Source organism: Facklamia sp. P12932, from assembly GCF_050409545.1.
Lineage (GTDB): Bacteria > Bacillota > Bacilli > Lactobacillales > Aerococcaceae > Facklamia.
Genome location: NZ_JBNUPG010000010.1, coordinates 1 through 17,866, shown reverse-complemented (window position 1 = coordinate 17,866; position 17,866 = coordinate 1). Strand labels below are relative to the sequence as shown.

Sequence of the window (17,866 nt, the reverse complement as noted above, 5' to 3'; positions counted from 1 at the left end):
GATGATATGTTAGATCATAATATGACTGTTAGGGCTGAAAATGTCGAATTAGCTATTGAAAAAGGGTTAAAACAATTGCGAATTAGTCGAGAAGAAGCCGATATCCGTATTATAAGTGAAGGAAAAAAAGGTTTCTTTGGCTTCGGTAAGCAAGAAGCAGTAGTTCATATTGAAGCTAAGACTGATCTATCATTAAAAGAATTAACCAATCAATTAGAAAAAAAAGTTGGAATGGAACATAAGGATAAAACAGGTCAAAAACATAAAGAAACAGTAAATAAAACTAAAGATTATATCCGTCAAAATAATCAAAAACACAGTGAGCCTGTTAAAGAAGAGGTTCACGATCAAAGAAAAACTGACAATGTTGTTTTAGAAAAAGAATCTTCCATTGAAAAACAAGCAGAAGATAAAAAATCTGTTCAAAAATCTGAAACAGTCGAGCCAAAAGTGAGTGAAAAAGTTTCAAATGAAAACCAAACGTCTGAAACAGAGGTTGCACAAAGTGAATCTACAATAGAAGAAGAGTATCAAGCGGCTTGCCATTACCTCGAAGAAGTTATTCGTTTATATGGTGCAGAATCGCACATTGAATACGAATTAAGAGGTAATCAGTTAGTTTTTAATATTGAAACGGACAAATCAGGTTTAGTCATTGGTAAACATGGAAAAATTATCAATTCCTTACAGACTTTAGTTCAGGTTTTATTGCATAGACGTGATCGTAAACGAATCTCAGTTTTATTAAATGTTGGGGATTACCGTGACCGTCGTTTAAATGTACTTGAACAAATGGCAGAAAGAACTGCTGAGCAAGTTTTAACTACCAAACAAACAGTCATCCTAGATCCGTTACCTGCTTATGAACGCAAACAAATTCATGCTTATCTTGGACAATATGAGCATATTGCAACCCACTCTGAAGGTAAAGATCCTAATCGATATTTAGTGGTAGATTACGTCCCATAATATTAATTACGTCCCTAAGCTCTGCTTAGGGATTTTTTCTCTCAAACCTTTTTTATAAATGTTTAGTCATAATTGAAAATTATCATGAATAAATCAATGGACTTATTTTTAAAACGAAGCACTAGTAAAATTATATTAGAAGGTTATAAAAATTATGATATAATATAGCTTGTTTTAGGAGGTGACGGATTTGAGTCTGTCTGGCAGAAAGATATTTTGGCTTTTGTTAATTGTTATTACTTTATCAGCTTGTAAACAAGAACCTATGATTAAATTGAGTAAAGAAAACCAAATGAAGATAGAGAAGAAACAAGCAGAAAATAAAGAAACACAGCTAGATCAAATAAATAATAAGAAAGCCAATACATCCGACCAAGTAGTTATTGATCCTAACTCGTGGATTAAAGAAGGAGAAGATGTAAACTATAATTTAGAAAATTTTCTTCCTTATAATGCTAATCAAGTAAAAATCCTTTCCAATGGTAAAACTAGCTATGTTGAATATATGGATCAAACAAGCCAACAGATGCAAGTGAGAGAGACGCTAGCTGATGAAAAAAACATTGAACTCTATCGTTGGAATACTGAAGTGATTGAACTATACGGAAAATTTGAAAAAGAGCGTCGATTTACTAATTATTTAAAAAACTCAATAGAAGCTAATCAATTAGAAAAAGGTCTAATCATTTTACAATCTCCTTTAAAAGTAGGAACTGAATGGTTATATGACGGTAACATTCCTTCAAAAATCGTCGGCTTATATAAAGAAGTGAATATCGGTGATCAAATCTATCAAGAAGTGATTGAAGTTGTGACTCAATTTGAAGAGGGCGAAAGACATCAGCTATTTGCTGCTAATAAAGGGATTATTGCTCAGTGGCAAGAAAATAAAGAGGAATATTATCTCGCAGAATCGATTACAGATAATGTAATGTTAGTAAGCAAAATGGATTGGTACATGCCTCAATCTTCAACAGAAGAACCTTTTATTCAAAAAGAGACAGTTGACTTTGCTTGGCAAACAAACGATACCCTAGCAACAGCTTTTCAGCGCTTTTATTACGATAAACAATGGATTACTCCCGAAATACAAGTGGTTGATATTTATGAGTCCAATGGAATAGCCCATCTCAATTTTTCAAGCGGTGTTGTTGCTAGTTTAAACCGACATCCAGCAGGTGAAAAAGCGGTAGCAATTGCCATGATGGTGAATATTGCTGACTATTACTCTGTTAATCAAGTGAGTTTAGAAGTGTTTGGAAATGGTATGCTACTCAATGCCATATCTTATCCTCCTAATGGAATTCATCAAATAGATCCCAAATGGGTCAAGCAAGAAGATAGTAGTAATACGCAAACGCCTTTGAGTAGTGAAGAATTAACCTTAGAATAAGTGAAGATCACCATTCTTAATTAGAGGAATGGTGTTTTTATTAAGGCAAATGTTTTGGAGAGCTTATGTTAAAAAAAAGCTAGACACTCTCTTTTAAATATAATTTAGCTAAACAGTTTCACACCTATCTTGCAAGAAGAATAACGATTTGATACAATTACTACGATAAATAGACAGGCAGTCAAAGTGCTTTCGAATGACCTAAAAAACTTAGGTATCTTTCGTTGAGCACTTTTTTTATGATTAAAGGGGGTATTAAGTATGTATATTTTAGACACAATTGCAGCTATCTCAACCGCAATTGGCGAGGGAGCTATTGGAATAGTACGTATGAGTGGTCCGGATGCTTTGCCAATAATAAAAAAAATATTTAAAGGCAAAGACTTGAGTCAGGTTGAAAGTCATACCATCCATTATGGTCATATAGTAGATAAGGATCAAAAAGTCTTAGATGAAGTAATGGTCACTATCTTAAAAGGACCAAAAACCTATACACGTGAAGACATAGTAGAAATCAATTGTCATGGTGGTATCGTAGCTATGCAGCGAATCCTGGAAAGTTGTTTATTAGAAGGTGCGCGCATGGCTGAACCAGGTGAATTTACAAAGCGCGCTTTTCTAAATGGTCGCATTGATTTGTCACAAGCAGAAGCTTTGATGGATTTAATTCAAGCTAAAACAGGTAAAGCTATGGACGCTTCTCTAAACCAATTAAAAGGAACCCTATCTCAGCAAATTAGACAATTGCGCCAAGAAATGCTTGAAAGTTTAGCTCAAATTGAAGTAACGATTGATTATCCGGAATATGATGATGTTGAAGAGATGTCTAGTCAAACTCTTATAGAAACAGCACAATATGTAAAAAATAAAATAAATCAAATTTTGAAAAAAGCTCAAAATAGCCGTCTTTTCCGTGAAGGAATACGAACAGCTATTATAGGTAAACCAAATGTTGGTAAGTCGAGTTTACTAAATTACTTAACTGGATTTGACAAAGCAATCGTGACTGATATCGCTGGAACAACTCGAGATACTATTGAAGAATACATCAATGTCAAAGGAGTCCCCCTACATTTAATCGATACAGCAGGCATTCGCCAAACTGATGAATTGGTAGAGCAAATTGGTGTGGCTAAAAGTCGCAAAATTATGGAAGAATCTGATTTAGTCATTTTGATTTTAAATCAATCTGAAGCTTTGACAGAAATTGACAAAGAACTTTTATCTTTGACAAAGGATCAAAAGCGAATCATTTTATTAAATAAAACCGATTTGCCGAGTCAAATTGATTTTACAAAGTTGACAAATGTAGTAAATAAAGAGGAAATCATCCCAATTTCAATCTTAAAAGATCAAGGATTAAATCTACTAGAAGAAAGAATTGAAAATTTGTTTTATACGGGAAATTTAGAGTCGAATGATATTAATTATTTACTCAATTCACGTCATACTAATTTACTAAAGCAAGCAATTCAAGCGCTTGACGAAGTTGTGAATGCTTGTCAAGCAGACGTACCTGTTGATTTGGTACAAATAGATTTTACTAGAGCCTGGGATCTTTTGGGCGAAATAACAGGTGATAGCGTACAAGATGAATTATTAGATAAGTTATTTAGTCAATTCTGTTTAGGAAAGTAGGAAAGCTATAATGCAACAATTATCTACAATTTGTTATCTGGATAATGGAAAACAGTTATTATTGCTCCACCGTAATAAAAGAGAAAATGATATCCATAAAGGAAAATGGGTTAGCGTCGGTGGAAAATTTGAAGCAGGAGAAAGTCCTCAAGAGTGTGCAATTCGTGAAATTTATGAAGAAACGGGTCTAAGGGCCAAAAGCTTAATCCCCTTAGGTTTCATAACTTTTCCAGATTTTACCCATGATGATAGAGATTGGTATTCTTTTGTCTATAGAGTGACAGATTTTGAAGGAGACCTATTAAAGGACTGTGACGAAGGGACTTTAGAGTGGGTGGATTATGACGATGTCTTGGACAAACCAATTTGGGAAGGGGATTATCTCTTTTTACAATGGGTCTTAGAAAACAAACCTTATTTTTGGGCTAAATTTGCTTATGATAAAAAGGGTGACTTAATCGACCATCAGGTTGAATTTATGAAAAACAGAGGTGAAATATAATGCAAACATATGAAGCGGGTCAATATGATGTAATTGTTGTAGGAGCCGGGCATGCAGGTTCGGAAGCAGCTTTAGCTTCAGCTCGACTAGGTGCTCAAACACTTTTAATTACGATGAATCTAGAAATGGTAGCCTTTATGCCATGTAATCCATCAATTGGTGGACCTGCTAAGGGGGTCGTTGTACGTGAAATTGATGCACTGGGTGGAGAAATGGGACGTAATATAGATAGGACTTATATCCAAATGCGTCTTTTAAACACCGGTAAAGGACCAGCAGTTCAAGCACTCAGAGCTCAAGCAGATAAGCAACATTACTCCAATACAATGAAGCAAGTCTTAGAAGAAACAGATAATTTAGACCTCAAACAAGGACTTGTTGAAAGACTTTTAATTGAAGAAAATCAATGTCGCGGTATTATTACCAATTCGGGGGCTATTTATCGTGCTAAATCTGTAGTTCTAACGGCAGGTACTTCTTCACGAGGAAAAATTATTATTGGAGATTTAGCCTATTCTTCCGGTCCTAATAACACCCTACCTTCTGTTAAACTGTCTGAACATTTAATGGAATTAGGGATTGAATTAACTCGTTTTAAAACTGGAACACCTCCACGAGTGCATTATGACTCAGTCCATTTTGACAAAACAGAAGAACAGCCTGGCGATATTAAAGCGAATCATTTTTCTTATTTGACAGATGATAAAGATTATTTGCAAGATCAAATATCTTGTTGGTTGACACATACCAATGGTCAAACGCATAATATAATTAGAAATAATTTGCATAAAGCACCTATGTTTTCGGGAATAGTTGAAGGAGTAGGGGCTAGGTATTGCCCATCAATAGAAGACAAAATAGTTCGTTTTAGTGACAAACCACGCCATCAAGTGTTTATCGAACCTGAAGGTCGTAATACTAAAGAAATGTATGTCCAAGGCTTGTCAACTTCTTTACCAGAAGATGTCCAACTAGAGATGCTCCATTCAGTAGAAGGTTTAGAAGAAGCAAAATTGATGCGAGCAGGGTATGCTATTGAATATGATGTAGTGGTACCCCATCAATTAACGCTATCCTTAGAAGTGCGAGATTTACCTGGCTTATTCACTGCCGGTCAAATGAATGGAACGAGTGGTTATGAAGAAGCAGCAGGACAAGGAATTGTTGCAGGAATCAATGCTTGCCATAAGGCTTTTGACAAAGACCCTTTTATTATAACGCGTTCAGAAGGCTACATTGGTGTTATGATTGATGACCTTGTAACAAAAGGAACGACTGAACCTTATCGTTTGCTAACTTCTCGGGCTGAATACCGTTTATTACTACGTCATGATAATGCAGATTTCCGTTTGACAGAAAAAGCCTATAAAATTGGATTGGTGGATGAAGCACGTTATCAGCATTTTAAAACGAAAGAAGCTGCTGTAAAAGCAGAACTTGATCGCTTAGCGTCTATTCGTATTAAGCCAAGTACAGAGGGTTTAGCAGAGTATTTTGAAAGAATCAATTCAACGCCACTTAAAGATGGAATTTTAGCTAGTGAACTTTTAAAAAGACCGGAAATTAAATATTTTGAATTGATTAAAGCTTTACCTATTTTAACGACTGAAGTTAATCGACAAGTAGGAGAACAAGTTGAAATTCAAATCAAATATGCAGGCTACATTAATAAAGCTAACCATAAGGTCGATCGTGTTAAAGCTATGGAAGAAAAAATAATTCCTGAAAACCTAGATTACGATGCAGTGGATAGCTTAGCAACTGAAGCAAGAGAAAGATTAAAATTAATTCGACCTTCTAACATTGGACAGGCTAGTCGAATTTCAGGTGTCAATCCGGCTGATATTGCCATTCTTTCAATCTATATTCAACAGGGTAAAATTGCAAAAATTGAATCTCATCAATAATCAACTAAAAATTACCAAAAAGATAAAGATCTTCTTCTCAATTAGCAAGCTAATTAAGAAGGGATCTTTTTAAAATGAAAAAAGCAGAAACTATAAATTTAAGTAATTTAATTATCTTTCGAAATTTATTGAAGGATAGATGTTGCTATTGAGTAGTTATTTTAGTAAAGTAAAGTTGCTGTGAAACATTGTTTCACAATTACCAAAATGAGAGGGATTATATGGAAGAAAATCAGTTTAAAAAGAAATTGCAAGATCAAGGATTATCAATTAGTCCCGATCAACTACTACAGTTTTCCACTTATTATCAGTGGTTAATTGAATGGAATCAAAAAGTTAATCTGACAGCTATTACTGATAAAGAAGGAGTTTATCTTAAACACTTCTATGATTCTTTAATGCCGCTGTGGCATTTACCTTTAGCGAACTATTATTTGAAGATGTGTGATGTAGGAGCGGGAGCAGGTTTTCCAAGCTTACCAATCAAAATTATTCATCCTGAAATTGAACTGACGATTATCGATTCTTTAAATAAACGTATTCAGTTTTTAAAAGATTTAAGTTCCAATTTAAAACTTGAACAAATAGAGTTTCTCCATGGCAGGGCTGAAGATGTGGGCCAAGATTCAAATTATCGTGAACAATTTGATTTAGTGACTGCTCGGGCAGTAGCTCCTTTAAATGTTTTAGCTGAGTTCTGTCTTCCTTTACTAAAAAAAGGTGGAAAATTTATAGTTTTAAAAGGCAGCCATGAACAAACAAATACGGAATTAAAAGAAGCTGAAAAGGCGATTAAAACATTAGGAGCAAAGTTAGAACAAGTGGTGCAAACTTATCTGCCTGAAGATGAAGGTGAGAGAACACTATTATTAATAGAAAAAACATTAGATACTCCCAATAAATACCCGCGTAAAGCAGGTAAGCCAAGCAAACAGCCTATAAGATAAAAGGAGGAAGCATATGGGAAAAATGATTGCAATCGGCAACCAAAAAGGCGGAGTTGGTAAAACAACTACAACTGTTAATTTGGGTGCAGCATTAGCCTTTATGGGGAAAAAGGTACTGGTTATTGACTCCGATTCTCAAGGAAATGCTACTTCCGGTTTAGGAATTGAAAGAGGCGATGTGACTTATAGCTTATATGAAGTGCTGGTCGATCGAGTACCTATTCAGGATAGTATCTTAACCACTTCTAGAGAAAATCTAGATATTATCCCATCAACTATTTCTTTAGCAGCTGCTGAAATTGAATTAGTAAATTTTAAAGACCGCGAATTTCGCTTAAAAGAAGCTGTAGAATCAATAAAGCAAGATTATGATTATCTTTTAGTAGATTGTCCACCGTCCTTAGGGCAATTATCTATTAATGCCTTTACAGCATCTGATACAATTTTGATTCCGGTTCAAGCAGAATATTATGCCTTAGAAGGTTTAAGTCAATTATTAAATACAATCCGCTTAGTTCAAAAGTCATTAAATCCTCAATTCAGAATTGAAGGTGTATTAATAACTATGCTAGATGCGCGCACGAACTTGGGCTATGAAGTAGTTGATGAAGTACGTAAATACTTCCAAGAGAAAGTATATGATACGGTAATTTCACGAAACATTCGTTTGTCAGAGGCTCCATCTTATGGTTTGTCAGTAATTGATTATGACCCAAAATCTAGAGGAGCCATCATGTATAAAGAATTGGCAGAGGAAGTGATCAATAATGGCCAATAAACCAAAAAAAGGTGGACTAGGTCGTGGAATGGAAGCTCTCTTTAGTTCAGCTTATGAAGAAGTACCTAACAATCACGAAATGGTCACCGAAATTAAATTAGAAGATATTCGTCCAAATCCCTACCAACCTAGAAAACACTTTGATCTCAATGCTTTGAATGAGTTAGCGGAATCGATTCGTCAAACGGGTGTTTTCCAACCTATTATTATTAGAAAATCCTCTATTAAAGGATATGAAATTATTGCAGGAGAGCGTAGGGTACGTGCTTCTAAATTGGCAGGCAAAACAACCATTCCAGCAATTGTTAGAGAACTTGATGAAGAAGCAATGATTGAGATTGCTGTAATAGAGAACTTGCAAAGAGAAGATTTGAGTCCTTTAGAAGAAGCAGAAGCATATGATATGCTAATGGAACGTTTAAAACTAACGCAAGCAGAAGTTGCTGAACGTATTGGGAAAAGTCGCCCTTATATAGCCAATTATATTCGTTTACTTCAATTGCCAGATCCAATTAAACAGTTAGTAAATGAAGAAAAACTATCCATGGGCCAAGCACGCACCATTTTAGGGTTAAAAGATAAGAGTCAGATGGAGAATTTAGCTAAAAAAGTTGTTAAAGAACAGCTTACAGTGCGTCAGTTAGAAGAAGTAGTACAAAAATATAATCAATCATTACCAAAAATGACGAAAAAGGGACGAACCGAAAATAAATCACCACTTTGGTTAGCAATTGAAAATCAAATGGAAGAAAAGTTTGGGACACCCGCTAAAATTGTTTCAAAAGGAAACAAGGGAAAAATTGAATTAGAATTCGTCAACGATTCAGATTTGACAAGAATTCTAGACTTACTTAACATTCAAGTTTAAATAGTGACAAATAGGAGGGTCAAAATGGATCCAAAAGCTTACGATAAGTTCGATATAGTAGAAATGAAAAAGCCACATGCTTGTCAAACTAATCGCTGGCAAATTATACGAATGGGTATGGATATTCGTATACGTTGTGAAAATTGTCAGCATATTGTTACCATGACACGCCGTGACTTTGAAAAGAAGATGAAAAAAATTCTTAAAAAACATCAAGAAGTAAACCTTTAGAAAGAGAGTGAAATTATGGCATTAACAGCAGGAATTGTGGGACTACCAAATGTGGGCAAATCAACTTTATTTAATGCAATTACTAAAGCTGGAGTGGAAGCGGCAAATTATCCTTTCGCTACTATTGATCCTAACGTAGGGGTTGTGGAAGTCCCTGATGAACGTTTGACAGAGATTACTCGCCTTGTCAAACCAAAAAAAACCATCCCGACTACAATAGAATTCACCGATATCGCAGGGATAGTAAAAGGAGCGAGTAAAGGGGAAGGGCTGGGTAATAAATTCTTAGCCAATATCCGCCAAGTAGATGCCATTTGTCACGTTGTGCGTTGTTTTGAAGACTCTAATATTACTCACGTTTCAGGTAAAGTTGATCCGATTGAAGATATTGAAACCATTAACTTAGAGCTGATTTTGGCAGATTTAGAAACCATTGAAAAACGAATTACTAAAGTTGAAAAGTTAGCACGTACTAAAGACAAAGAGGCTGTTGCTGAGCATGAAGTACTTTTAAAATTAAAAGAGGCTTTGGAACACAACCAATTAGCTAATAGTTTGGAGTTTTACGATGAACAATTACCTTACGTCAATAACTTGTTCTTGTTAACACGTAAGAAAATGCTTTATGTTGCCAATATAGGTGAAGAAGAAGTTAGCAATCCAGAAGGAAACCCGTTCTTAGCAAAAGTTTGTGAATTAGCTGACCAGCAAGGCGCAGAAGTTGTTCCTGTTTCCGCTCGTTTAGAAGAAGAGATTGCAGAACTAGATGATGAAGAAAAGACCAGTTTCTTAGAAGATTACGGTTTAAAAACTTCAGGTCTTGACCGCTTAATTCAATCAGTTTATAAATTGCTTGGTTTGGGAACTTATTTTACAGCCGGTGAAAAAGAAGTTCGAGCTTGGACTTTTAAAGTAGGAATGAAGGCACCACAAGCAGCCGGTGTGATTCACTCAGATTTTGAACGCGGATTTATTCGTGCAGAGACCATGGCTTATGATGATTTAGTGAAGTATGGCTCTGAGCAAGCAGTAAAAGAAAAAGGCCTCTATCGCTCAGAAGGTAAGGAGTATATAGTTAAAGATGGAGACATTATGCTCTTTCGCTTTAATGTATAGGAGGAAATTCAATGAAAGATCAGCAAGAAGAAAAAGTTGTAGAAGAAGTCTCAAATAGCCAACCACTTGAAAATCAAGTGGCAGTTGAAAGTCAAGAAAGCTCGATATTAACTGGGGTACCACAAGAAAAGGTGGACCAGTTAACCAAACGTAATCTAAAATTTATGCTAGACATTGATCGCTACTTAAAAGAAGAACAAATATCACAAGCAAATTGTCAAGTAGTTTATTTGGAAATGGTAGATACACTTTTAGAAGGGCAAAAAGATGGTCATACTGCTAAACATATTTATGGAACGCCTAGTGAAACTAGTCAGATTATTATTAGTAAAGCAGTAAAAGAGCATGAAGAAAAAGAGAAGTCACCGGATTGGCAAATTGCTGTCGATGGTGGGTTAATGTTAGGGGCTATTTTCACCCTAATAACGGGTGTATTTGGTTTAAGTGGGAGTTCAAATGTTCAAGAAAATTTCTATATGGGTATCCTAACAGTTATCCTCAATTATGCTATCGGTGGTTATGCGATGATGCGAACAGCAAAAGTCTTACCAGACTTGGATGCTCCTAAAGGGCAAAAGGGTTATGGGCGCTATTTCATGGCATCTACAATTGCAATGATGGCTTGGATTGGTTTAATTATGTTAAGTCAAGCCTTTATACCGCCGGTAATTAACCCAATTTTACCGCCTATGGGCTATATCATACTGGGTGTAATTACTTTGGTCTTACGTTATTACTTAAAGAGAAAGTGGAAAATAGTTGGTGGACTCTTTTAAGGGCATGCTGTTTGATAAAAAGACGAACATTAAATACTTCTCATAATCTAACATCTGCAAAAAACTTGTTTCATTCCCACTAACATGTTAAATTAGTTGGAAATTATCGTCGAATCGCTTGTAGAGAATCAAAAACATATAGGAGGAAAATAATGTCATCTTGGGAAACAAAATTTGCGCGTGAAGGTTACACATTTGATGATGTCTTGTTAGTTCCAGCTCATAGTGAGGTATTACCAAATGATGTCGATTTATCAGTCCAATTAGCCCCTAATTTAAAACTAAATATTCCCATCTTATCAGCCAGTATGGATACCGTAACGGATGGGAACATGGCGATTGCTATAGCCAGACAGGGAGGATTAGGTGTTGTCCATAAGAATATGTCTATTGAAGATCAAGCAAACGAAGTACGAAAAGTAAAACGTTCGGAAAATGGCGTTATCTTGGACCCATTTTATTTAACTCCTGAGAATCTATTGCAAGAAGCAGAAGATTTAATGAGTCATTACCGCATATCAGGTGTTCCAATTGTAAAAAGTGAAGACGATTTGACACTTGTAGGTATTATTACAAATCGTGACATGCGTTTCATTGAAAATTATCAAGATAATATTGGCTCTCACATGACTCATGAGAATCTGGTAACAGCAGCCATTGGCACTTCACTAGAAGAAGCTGAAAAGATTCTTTATAAAAATCGGATTGAAAAATTACCACTAGTAGATGATGAAGGACGTCTTTCAGGTCTAATTACTATAAAAGATATTGAGAAAGTCATTCAATATCCTCAAGCTGCTAAAGATCAACATGGTAGACTATTAGTGGCGGCAGCCATTGGAATAACTAGTGATACATTTGAAAGGGCAGAAGCCTTAATTAAAGAACAAGTTGATGCGATTGTAATTGATACCGCTCACGGGCATTCTGAAGGCGTGATTCGTAAAGTCAAAGAAATCAGAGAGGCTTACCCAGATGTAACCATTATTGCTGGTAACGTAGCAACAGCCGAAGCGACACGCGCTTTATTTGAAATTGGTGTTGATATTGTAAAAGTGGGTATCGGACCTGGTTCAATTTGTACAACTCGTGTAGTAGCCGGAGTAGGAGTTCCTCAACTAACTGCTATCTATGAATGTGCTTCAGCAGCAAAAGAATTTGGTAAAACCATTATTGCTGATGGCGGCATTAAGTATTCAGGTGATATTGTTAAGGCGCTTGCAGCGGGTGGGCATGCGGCTATGCTCGGCTCTATGTTAGCAGGAACAGATGAATCACCAGGTGAAATGGAAATTTATCAAGGTAGAAAATACAAATCTTATCGTGGCATGGGCTCTTTAGCTGCTATGCGTTCAGGATCAAGTGATCGTTACTTCCAATCAAAATCAGAAGCCAACAAAATGGTTCCTGAAGGTATTGAAGGACGTGTTGCATATAAAGGTGCCGTTGAAGATGTTATCTTCCAAATGGTTGGAGGTTTAAGATCTGGTATGGGTTATACCGGTTCAGCTAACCTTAAAGAATTGCGTGAGGAAGCACAATTTGTAAGAATGTCTGGTGCAGGACTGATTGAATCTCACCCACATGACATTAATATCACCAAGGAAGCACCAAACTATTCAAGATAAAGATAAACTGAAGTATCAAAGCCTACTGCAATAGACTTTGATACTTTTTTATTAATTTCTATCATTTTTTACTTAAAAAAGACAAGTAAAATTAAAAGCTGCTAACAATTGAATAACTCTGTATCTAAATTAGGAAAAGCTTATTTTAATAGGAAAGTGAGAACTACCTTTTTTTATTCAGTTGGGTATAATAGAAAAAGCAACTTTTAAATGAGCATAAAGAGTGAGGAGTGGAGCCTAACATTGCTTATAAACGGTATTAAAAGGATACTTGTCTTAGGATTACTTATGAATAACTTTCTATCAACTGATGGTTATGCTGTGACTACATCGAAAGATTCAAATCCCACTGATGAGGCTTCCTTGCAAGAAATGGATACTCTGCCGGAAGAAAGTATAGCTGAAAATCTGGTAAACGCGATGCCTGTTTTTGAGGAAGTAAAGGGGGCCTATATTGTAGACGGCCTCAATGGGCAAATCCTTTATAAGCATGAAGTGGACCAGCTAGTTGAAGTGGGTTCTTTTAGTCAATTACTTTTATTATATAGGGTGTATCAAGCCATTGATCAAGGTCAGTTGGACAGTGATCAAGAGGTATGGATATCGGACGAGGTTTACGCTTTGAGTCAAGATTATAATTTGCCGAATGTTCCTTTAAGACAAGACTTGTCTTATTCCTTAAAAGATTTAATGGAAGCTGTTAGTTTAAATGCTGCCAGAGGAGCGGCCTTAGCCTTAGCAGAAGAATTAACTGGATCCGAAGCAGAAACACTTAAGCAAATGAAAGAACAGTTAAATGAATGGGGAGAAGAAGATTTTGATTTAATAAATGTGACTGGAGTGAGTGATCGTTATCAAGTGGGTGATTCTGAAAGCATTTATCAAGGGCGAACTAACAAAATGACTGCTCAAACAGTTGCTACCATAGCCTATCATCTGATTAATGAATACCCTGAATGCATGGAAGCTAGTCAGATTTATCAAAAGCTTTTTCAAGAAGATACGAGCGATGAGTTTGAAATGACCAATCCCAATCTGCTAATTGAAAGTGCTAATTCACTTTATGCTATGGAGAATGTTGATGGTTTGACTGCCAGTAAATCAGAAGAAGATGGTTATAATTTAGTTGCAACGACAGAAAAGAATGATTTACGTCTAATAGTAGTGGTATTAGGTGTCAGTGAAAACGAAAAGCTTTATCAAGTTAGTAGAGAATTGATTGAAAGGGCCCAAAATATCTTCCGCATTGAAACAGTTATTGAAGAAAATTCATTAGCTACTCACCTAGACTCCATTAAAGTGGAAAATGGCAAAGTTAATAAGTTACAATTAATGTATGGATCAAACTTACAATTAGTGGTACCTATTATTGATACGGCCCCACGACTGGTTTATCAATTTACAGCTAATCAAGAAGTGACCAATTATCACGTTAAAGCGCCTGTTAAAGCAGGCAAGGTTGTAGGAAAAATGCAAGTCGATATAGCTGATTATCGTCTACCTATTCTAAAGTCCGGTAGAGGAAATTATGTGCCAGTAAAAGTAGCAGAAGATATCGAAGAAGCCAATATCTTAGAAAAAACTTGGCGAAATGTTCAAAATACTGGCGAAAATACTTGGAATGCTGTTCGAAAATTCTTTACGGATTTATTTAATTAAATAAGGGAGGTAAAATTATGGAAAATAAAGAAACGGCGATTTTTGCAGGAGGTTGTTTTTGGTGCATGGTTCATCCATTTGATGAAAGAGATGGTGTTATCTCTGTAGCTTCTGGCTATACGGGTGGAGATAGTGTGAATCCTACCTATGAAGAAGTCTGCTCAGGACAAACGGGTCATGCAGAAGCTGTCAAAATCGAATACGATCCTAGTAAAATAAGCTATCAAGAACTTCTAAAAATTTATTGGTCTTCAGTCGATCCGACTGATAAAGATGGACAGTTCGGTGATCGAGGCTCCTCTTACCGACCAGAAATTTTTTATAGTACCCAAGCCCAAAAGGAAGAAGCCGAACAATCGAAAGCAGAACTTGAAGCGTCACAAGTTTTCAAAAAGCCGATTGTTGTGCCAATCAGTCCAGCCCAAACATTTTACCTTGCAGAGGACTATCACCAAGACTTTCACCGCAAAGAACCGGATCATTATCAAAATTTCTACCGTGGTTCCGGGCGTAAAAAATTTGTTGAAGAGGTTAAAGATAAATTGAATTAAGATAGTAAATGCTAAGCTAAGCTTGACATTTAAAAGATTTCTATTTATCATTCTTAATGATTCTAAACAAAAGACGGAGGTGGGAAAATGGCTCAAAAGAAAGCGTCACTAGCTTGTAGTGAATGTGGAAACCGTAATTATCAAATGATACCAACTCAAGCGGGCCAAACCACTCGATTAGAAATTAAGAAATTCTGCAAGAATTGTAATAAACACACGATTCATAGAGAAACCAAATAGAAAAGAGGAATATAATGAGTTACATTAAAGGCATTGCCCAAGAAATGAAAAAAGTAACTTGGCCTACAGCTAAGCAAGTAAATAAATTTACTTGGACCGTAATTATGATGATTATTTTCTTTGGATTATACTTTGCTTTAACAGATTTTGTATTTGGCAATTTCATCGACTGGTTAATTAGTCTAGGCGCATAATCATAAAAATATTTATTATCTGCTTAAGCATGTTATAATAGAATACAAATAAAACCTACACCCTTGTAGGTTTTTTATTTTACAAGAAATTAATTAAAGGAGATTTAACTATGGAATCTAATAAGGAATGGTACGTTTTGCATACTTATTCTGGTTATGAGAATAAAGTAAAAGAGAATATTATGATGCGAGCAGAAAGTATGAATATGGAAGACTTTATCTTCAATGTGGTAGTACCTGAAGAAGAGGTAACCGAAATGCAAGATGGAGAGAAGAAAACAAAGATTCAAAAGACCTTCCCAGGTTATGTGTTAGTTGAAATGGTGATGTCTGATGAGTCTTGGTTTATTGTTCGTAATACGCCAGGCGTGACTGGATTTGTAGGCTCACATGGCGCAGGATCTAAGCCGGCACCTCTTTTACCTGAGGAAATGGAAGCGATCTTGGGGGATAAGCCTGCTCAGAAAGTTCAATTAGAAGTTGAAGTGGGCGATTTAGTTGAAATTATCGATGGCGCTTTCTCAGGAATGACTGGAGAAATCGAAGAAATCAGTGAAGAAAATCAAAAACTTAAAGTAGTTATTGAAATGTTTGGTCGTGAAACAGTAGCCGAATTGGACTTTATGCAAGTGCGCAAAGATAATCTTTAATTAGGTGGTTTCATGAAACAAAAGACTGACCACCACATCCTCTATTTTCGTTTAGCCATGGTGATGTATCTCTTGGTTTTGTGCTTACAGTTGGTTTTTGATGCCAGTTTTATCGAATCCATCAGCTTGAACCAAGTCTTAGAGGAAGTTCCTCATGTTTTGCTTCCTGTAGAATTCACTTTTTATCTCTGGCCAATCATTATTCTATGGGAAGCGTTTGGTTTATTTGCGGGACAACGGAGACAGGCTTTTACAACTTTTGATCAGAGTTATTCACTGTTAGTGGCTCCCAAATTAGTTGAATTATCTTTTTACCATACAGTCTATCTTTTGATATGGTCGCAACAATTATATTTATTTACCTTCATCCTTATGGTGCTCTATTTGAGACGGATTATTTCTTTTATGAAATTAATTTCATATAAAAGCTCCCTGAACGAACCAAGTTGGCTATTAAAGCTTCCCATTGGTCTTCATACCGGTTGGTTGATCAGTATGACGGCCCATATTTTTTATAGCTATTTAGTGAGTAAAGGATTAAACAGTCATAATGGGTGGATGATAGCACTTGCTTGTCTTTTAATTCTTGCTATTGCAGCCGGAAGTAGCTACTTGTATGCACGTTATGGTAACCAGGCAATTATGCCGGCTGTTTTAATCTTTCAATTAGGGCTACTCTATCATCATTATCCTCGTTCATCCTTTGGATTAAGACATAACTTCTTTTATCTTGTGATTGCGGTTGTATTTATTCTGACCTTAGCCGTATACATACGTTACTTGCGTTATCAAATAAAGCAAAAGACTTTTTAGATTTTTATAGGAGGAAAACTATGAACTGGCCTTTCAATCAATCGATGCAGTTGACGCAGAAACAAGCAGGCAAAAAACCATTTAGGGTTATTGCTTTTACTGCGCTTATAAATCTTGTCAGTTTACTACTTGCTTCACTTATTTCAGTTTTTTTAATTGGTCCATTAATCTATATGAAATTTGGTGATTCCTTTTTAACCGAAGATGTAGGTCAAGCACTGTTAAACGAGCCATTAATGGTTTATTTAGAACTATTTTTAACGATTATTACTATTATTACAACGGTCCTTTTGGCTAAATGGTTGCAAGGACGCAGACTTAACTCCTTTGGCTTTTATAAAGATAATTTCCTAAAAAAATATGGGATGGGCGTCGTAATTGCTGCCGCCTTAATGTTCTTTATTTTTTTAGTTAATCTTTTGATGGGGACGATCTCTGTCCAAATGAACCCTCAGGCCGATGGAGTGGCATTTATCCTCTTATTAGTCGGCTTTATGATCCAAGGAATGTCTGAAGAAATCCTCTTGAGAGGTTACTTGATGAATGGCTTGGCAGTCGCTTGGGGAGTTCCTCTTGCCATTTTGATAAACTCCATTTTCTTTAGTTTGTTGCATTATGGCAATCCAGGAGTTACAGTTTTAGCCTTAGTTAACATTGCCTTAGCCGGTATTTTCTTTTCCTTATTATTCTATATTACTGATAATATGTGGTTAACAGGAGCTGCTCATTCCTTTTGGAATTTTATAATGGGTGTGGTCTTTGGGGTCCAAGTGAGTGGATTGGTATTACCGGGTACACTATTACTAACTAAATCCAAAGCTGAGGCCAGTTTGATCAATGGTGGAGACTTTGGATTTGAGGGGGGTCTTGTGGTTACGGTTATTTTAGTAGCTGCTTGTATTTACTTAATCAATAAATGTCCGAAACAAGAAAAAGCTATTTAAAAACTTCTGTCAACCGTAAATGAAAATGTCCTGAAATTTTAAAAATTTGCGGGATAAAACTA

Annotated in this window: 19 protein-coding genes; all 19 read left to right on the top strand. The window is 35.8% G+C overall.

Annotated features, from left to right (window positions below):
• The first annotated feature begins 6 nt into the window (after positions 1 to 6).
• The 19 genes from jag (at position 7) to ACQV2P_RS05440 (ending at position 17,804) form a co-directional block, all read left to right on the top strand.
• Positions 7 to 969, top strand: a complete 963-nt coding sequence (gene jag / locus ACQV2P_RS05530; protein WP_428894728.1) for an RNA-binding cell elongation regulator Jag/EloR — start codon at positions 7 to 9, stop codon at positions 967 to 969.
• A gap of 190 nt (positions 970 to 1,159) precedes the next feature.
• The gene (locus tag ACQV2P_RS05525) at positions 1,160 to 2,362 is read left to right on the top strand and encodes a hypothetical protein (protein ID WP_428894727.1); all 1,203 of its coding nucleotides are present in this window, start codon (positions 1,160 to 1,162) and stop codon (positions 2,360 to 2,362) included.
• Between the two features lie 261 nt (positions 2,363 to 2,623).
• Positions 2,624 to 4,000, top strand: a complete 1,377-nt coding sequence (mnmE, locus tag ACQV2P_RS05520; protein WP_428873038.1) for a tRNA uridine-5-carboxymethylaminomethyl(34) synthesis GTPase MnmE — start codon at positions 2,624 to 2,626, stop codon at positions 3,998 to 4,000.
• Positions 4,001 to 4,010: 10 nt separating this feature from the next.
• The gene (locus ACQV2P_RS05515) at positions 4,011 to 4,502 is read left to right on the top strand and encodes an NUDIX hydrolase (protein ID WP_428894726.1); all 492 of its coding nucleotides are present in this window, start codon (positions 4,011 to 4,013) and stop codon (positions 4,500 to 4,502) included.
• A complete protein-coding gene (gene mnmG, locus ACQV2P_RS05510) occupies positions 4,502 to 6,409 on the top strand; it encodes a tRNA uridine-5-carboxymethylaminomethyl(34) synthesis enzyme MnmG (RefSeq protein ID WP_428876488.1) in 1,908 nt (635 codons plus the stop codon). Before ACQV2P_RS05515 ends, mnmG begins: the two co-directional genes overlap by 1 nt.
• Positions 6,410 to 6,630: 221 nt before the next feature.
• Positions 6,631 to 7,356 carry a 16S rRNA (guanine(527)-N(7))-methyltransferase RsmG gene (rsmG, locus tag ACQV2P_RS05505; RefSeq protein WP_428894725.1) on the top strand — a complete coding sequence of 242 codons (726 nt, stop codon included), beginning with the start codon at positions 6,631 to 6,633 and terminating at the stop codon, positions 7,354 to 7,356.
• A gap of 13 nt (positions 7,357 to 7,369) precedes the next feature.
• On the top strand, positions 7,370 to 8,134 hold the full coding sequence (locus tag ACQV2P_RS05500; protein WP_428873033.1) for a ParA family protein: 765 nt from the start codon (positions 7,370 to 7,372) through the stop codon (positions 8,132 to 8,134).
• Positions 8,124 to 9,002, top strand: a complete 879-nt coding sequence (locus ACQV2P_RS05495; RefSeq protein ID WP_428894724.1) for a ParB/RepB/Spo0J family partition protein — start codon at positions 8,124 to 8,126, stop codon at positions 9,000 to 9,002. The genes ACQV2P_RS05500 and ACQV2P_RS05495 overlap by 11 nt, the downstream gene beginning before the upstream one ends.
• A 24-nt stretch (positions 9,003 to 9,026) precedes the next feature.
• The gene (locus tag ACQV2P_RS05490; RefSeq protein ID WP_428873029.1) at positions 9,027 to 9,233 is read left to right on the top strand and encodes a DUF951 domain-containing protein; all 207 of its coding nucleotides are present in this window, start codon (positions 9,027 to 9,029) and stop codon (positions 9,231 to 9,233) included.
• Between the two features lie 15 nt (positions 9,234 to 9,248).
• Entirely contained in the window at positions 9,249 to 10,349 is a 1,101-nt protein-coding gene (gene ychF / locus ACQV2P_RS05485) for a redox-regulated ATPase YchF (RefSeq protein WP_428894723.1), read from the top strand.
• 11 nt (positions 10,350 to 10,360) lie between these two features.
• Positions 10,361 to 11,125 carry a DUF1129 domain-containing protein gene (locus ACQV2P_RS05480; RefSeq protein WP_428873025.1) on the top strand — a complete coding sequence of 255 codons (765 nt, stop codon included), beginning with the start codon at positions 10,361 to 10,363 and terminating at the stop codon, positions 11,123 to 11,125.
• 152 nt (positions 11,126 to 11,277) lie between these two features.
• Entirely contained in the window at positions 11,278 to 12,753 is a 1,476-nt protein-coding gene (gene guaB, locus ACQV2P_RS05475) for an IMP dehydrogenase (RefSeq protein WP_428875083.1), read from the top strand.
• Positions 12,754 to 13,041: 288 nt separating this feature from the next.
• Positions 13,042 to 14,412 carry a D-alanyl-D-alanine carboxypeptidase gene (locus ACQV2P_RS05470; RefSeq protein WP_428873022.1) on the top strand — a complete coding sequence of 457 codons (1,371 nt, stop codon included), beginning with the start codon at positions 13,042 to 13,044 and terminating at the stop codon, positions 14,410 to 14,412.
• Between the two features lie 17 nt (positions 14,413 to 14,429).
• Positions 14,430 to 14,963 carry a peptide-methionine (S)-S-oxide reductase MsrA gene (gene msrA, locus ACQV2P_RS05465; RefSeq protein WP_428876487.1) on the top strand — a complete coding sequence of 178 codons (534 nt, stop codon included), beginning with the start codon at positions 14,430 to 14,432 and terminating at the stop codon, positions 14,961 to 14,963.
• Between the two features lie 87 nt (positions 14,964 to 15,050).
• Entirely contained in the window at positions 15,051 to 15,203 is a 153-nt protein-coding gene (gene rpmG / locus ACQV2P_RS05460; RefSeq protein ID WP_258436941.1) for a 50S ribosomal protein L33, read from the top strand.
• A gap of 14 nt (positions 15,204 to 15,217) precedes the next feature.
• The gene (secE, locus tag ACQV2P_RS05455) at positions 15,218 to 15,397 is read left to right on the top strand and encodes a preprotein translocase subunit SecE (protein ID WP_090289890.1); all 180 of its coding nucleotides are present in this window, start codon (positions 15,218 to 15,220) and stop codon (positions 15,395 to 15,397) included.
• 110 nt (positions 15,398 to 15,507) lie between these two features.
• A complete protein-coding gene (nusG, locus tag ACQV2P_RS05450) occupies positions 15,508 to 16,047 on the top strand; it encodes a transcription termination/antitermination protein NusG (protein ID WP_428873018.1) in 540 nt (179 codons plus the stop codon).
• Between the two features lie 12 nt (positions 16,048 to 16,059).
• The gene (locus ACQV2P_RS05445) at positions 16,060 to 16,860 is read left to right on the top strand and encodes a hypothetical protein (RefSeq protein WP_428876486.1); all 801 of its coding nucleotides are present in this window, start codon (positions 16,060 to 16,062) and stop codon (positions 16,858 to 16,860) included.
• Positions 16,861 to 16,880: 20 nt separating this feature from the next.
• Positions 16,881 to 17,804: a lysostaphin resistance A-like protein gene (locus ACQV2P_RS05440; RefSeq protein WP_428894722.1), complete on the top strand. Its 924-nt coding sequence runs from the start codon at positions 16,881 to 16,883 to the stop codon at positions 17,802 to 17,804.
• Positions 17,805 to 17,866 lie beyond the last annotated feature (62 nt).

Bases quoted from the DNA above. Each gene is read 5' to 3' on its own strand.
- jag (WP_428894728.1), top strand. From the start codon at position 7: ATGTTAGATCATAATATGACTGTTAGGGCTGAAAATGTCGAATTAGCT.
- mnmE (WP_428873038.1), top strand. From the start codon at position 2,624: ATGTATATTTTAGACACAATTGCAGCTATCTCAACCGCAATTGGCGAG.
- ACQV2P_RS05515 (WP_428894726.1), top strand. From the start codon at position 4,011: ATGCAACAATTATCTACAATTTGTTATCTGGATAATGGAAAACAGTTA.
- mnmG (WP_428876488.1), top strand. From the start codon at position 4,502: ATGCAAACATATGAAGCGGGTCAATATGATGTAATTGTTGTAGGAGCC.
- rsmG (WP_428894725.1), top strand. From the start codon at position 6,631: ATGGAAGAAAATCAGTTTAAAAAGAAATTGCAAGATCAAGGATTATCA.
- ACQV2P_RS05500 (WP_428873033.1), top strand. From the start codon at position 7,370: ATGGGAAAAATGATTGCAATCGGCAACCAAAAAGGCGGAGTTGGTAAA.
- ACQV2P_RS05495 (WP_428894724.1), top strand. From the start codon at position 8,124: ATGGCCAATAAACCAAAAAAAGGTGGACTAGGTCGTGGAATGGAAGCT.
- ACQV2P_RS05490 (WP_428873029.1), top strand. From the start codon at position 9,027: ATGGATCCAAAAGCTTACGATAAGTTCGATATAGTAGAAATGAAAAAG.
- ychF (WP_428894723.1), top strand. From the start codon at position 9,249: ATGGCATTAACAGCAGGAATTGTGGGACTACCAAATGTGGGCAAATCA.
- ACQV2P_RS05480 (WP_428873025.1), top strand. From the start codon at position 10,361: ATGAAAGATCAGCAAGAAGAAAAAGTTGTAGAAGAAGTCTCAAATAGC.
- guaB (WP_428875083.1), top strand. From the start codon at position 11,278: ATGTCATCTTGGGAAACAAAATTTGCGCGTGAAGGTTACACATTTGAT.
- ACQV2P_RS05470 (WP_428873022.1), top strand. From the start codon at position 13,042: ATGAATAACTTTCTATCAACTGATGGTTATGCTGTGACTACATCGAAA.
- msrA (WP_428876487.1), top strand. From the start codon at position 14,430: ATGGAAAATAAAGAAACGGCGATTTTTGCAGGAGGTTGTTTTTGGTGC.
- rpmG (WP_258436941.1), top strand. From the start codon at position 15,051: ATGGCTCAAAAGAAAGCGTCACTAGCTTGTAGTGAATGTGGAAACCGT.
- secE (WP_090289890.1), top strand. From the start codon at position 15,218: ATGAGTTACATTAAAGGCATTGCCCAAGAAATGAAAAAAGTAACTTGG.
- nusG (WP_428873018.1), top strand. From the start codon at position 15,508: ATGGAATCTAATAAGGAATGGTACGTTTTGCATACTTATTCTGGTTAT.
- ACQV2P_RS05445 (WP_428876486.1), top strand. From the start codon at position 16,060: ATGAAACAAAAGACTGACCACCACATCCTCTATTTTCGTTTAGCCATG.
- ACQV2P_RS05440 (WP_428894722.1), top strand. From the start codon at position 16,881: ATGAACTGGCCTTTCAATCAATCGATGCAGTTGACGCAGAAACAAGCA.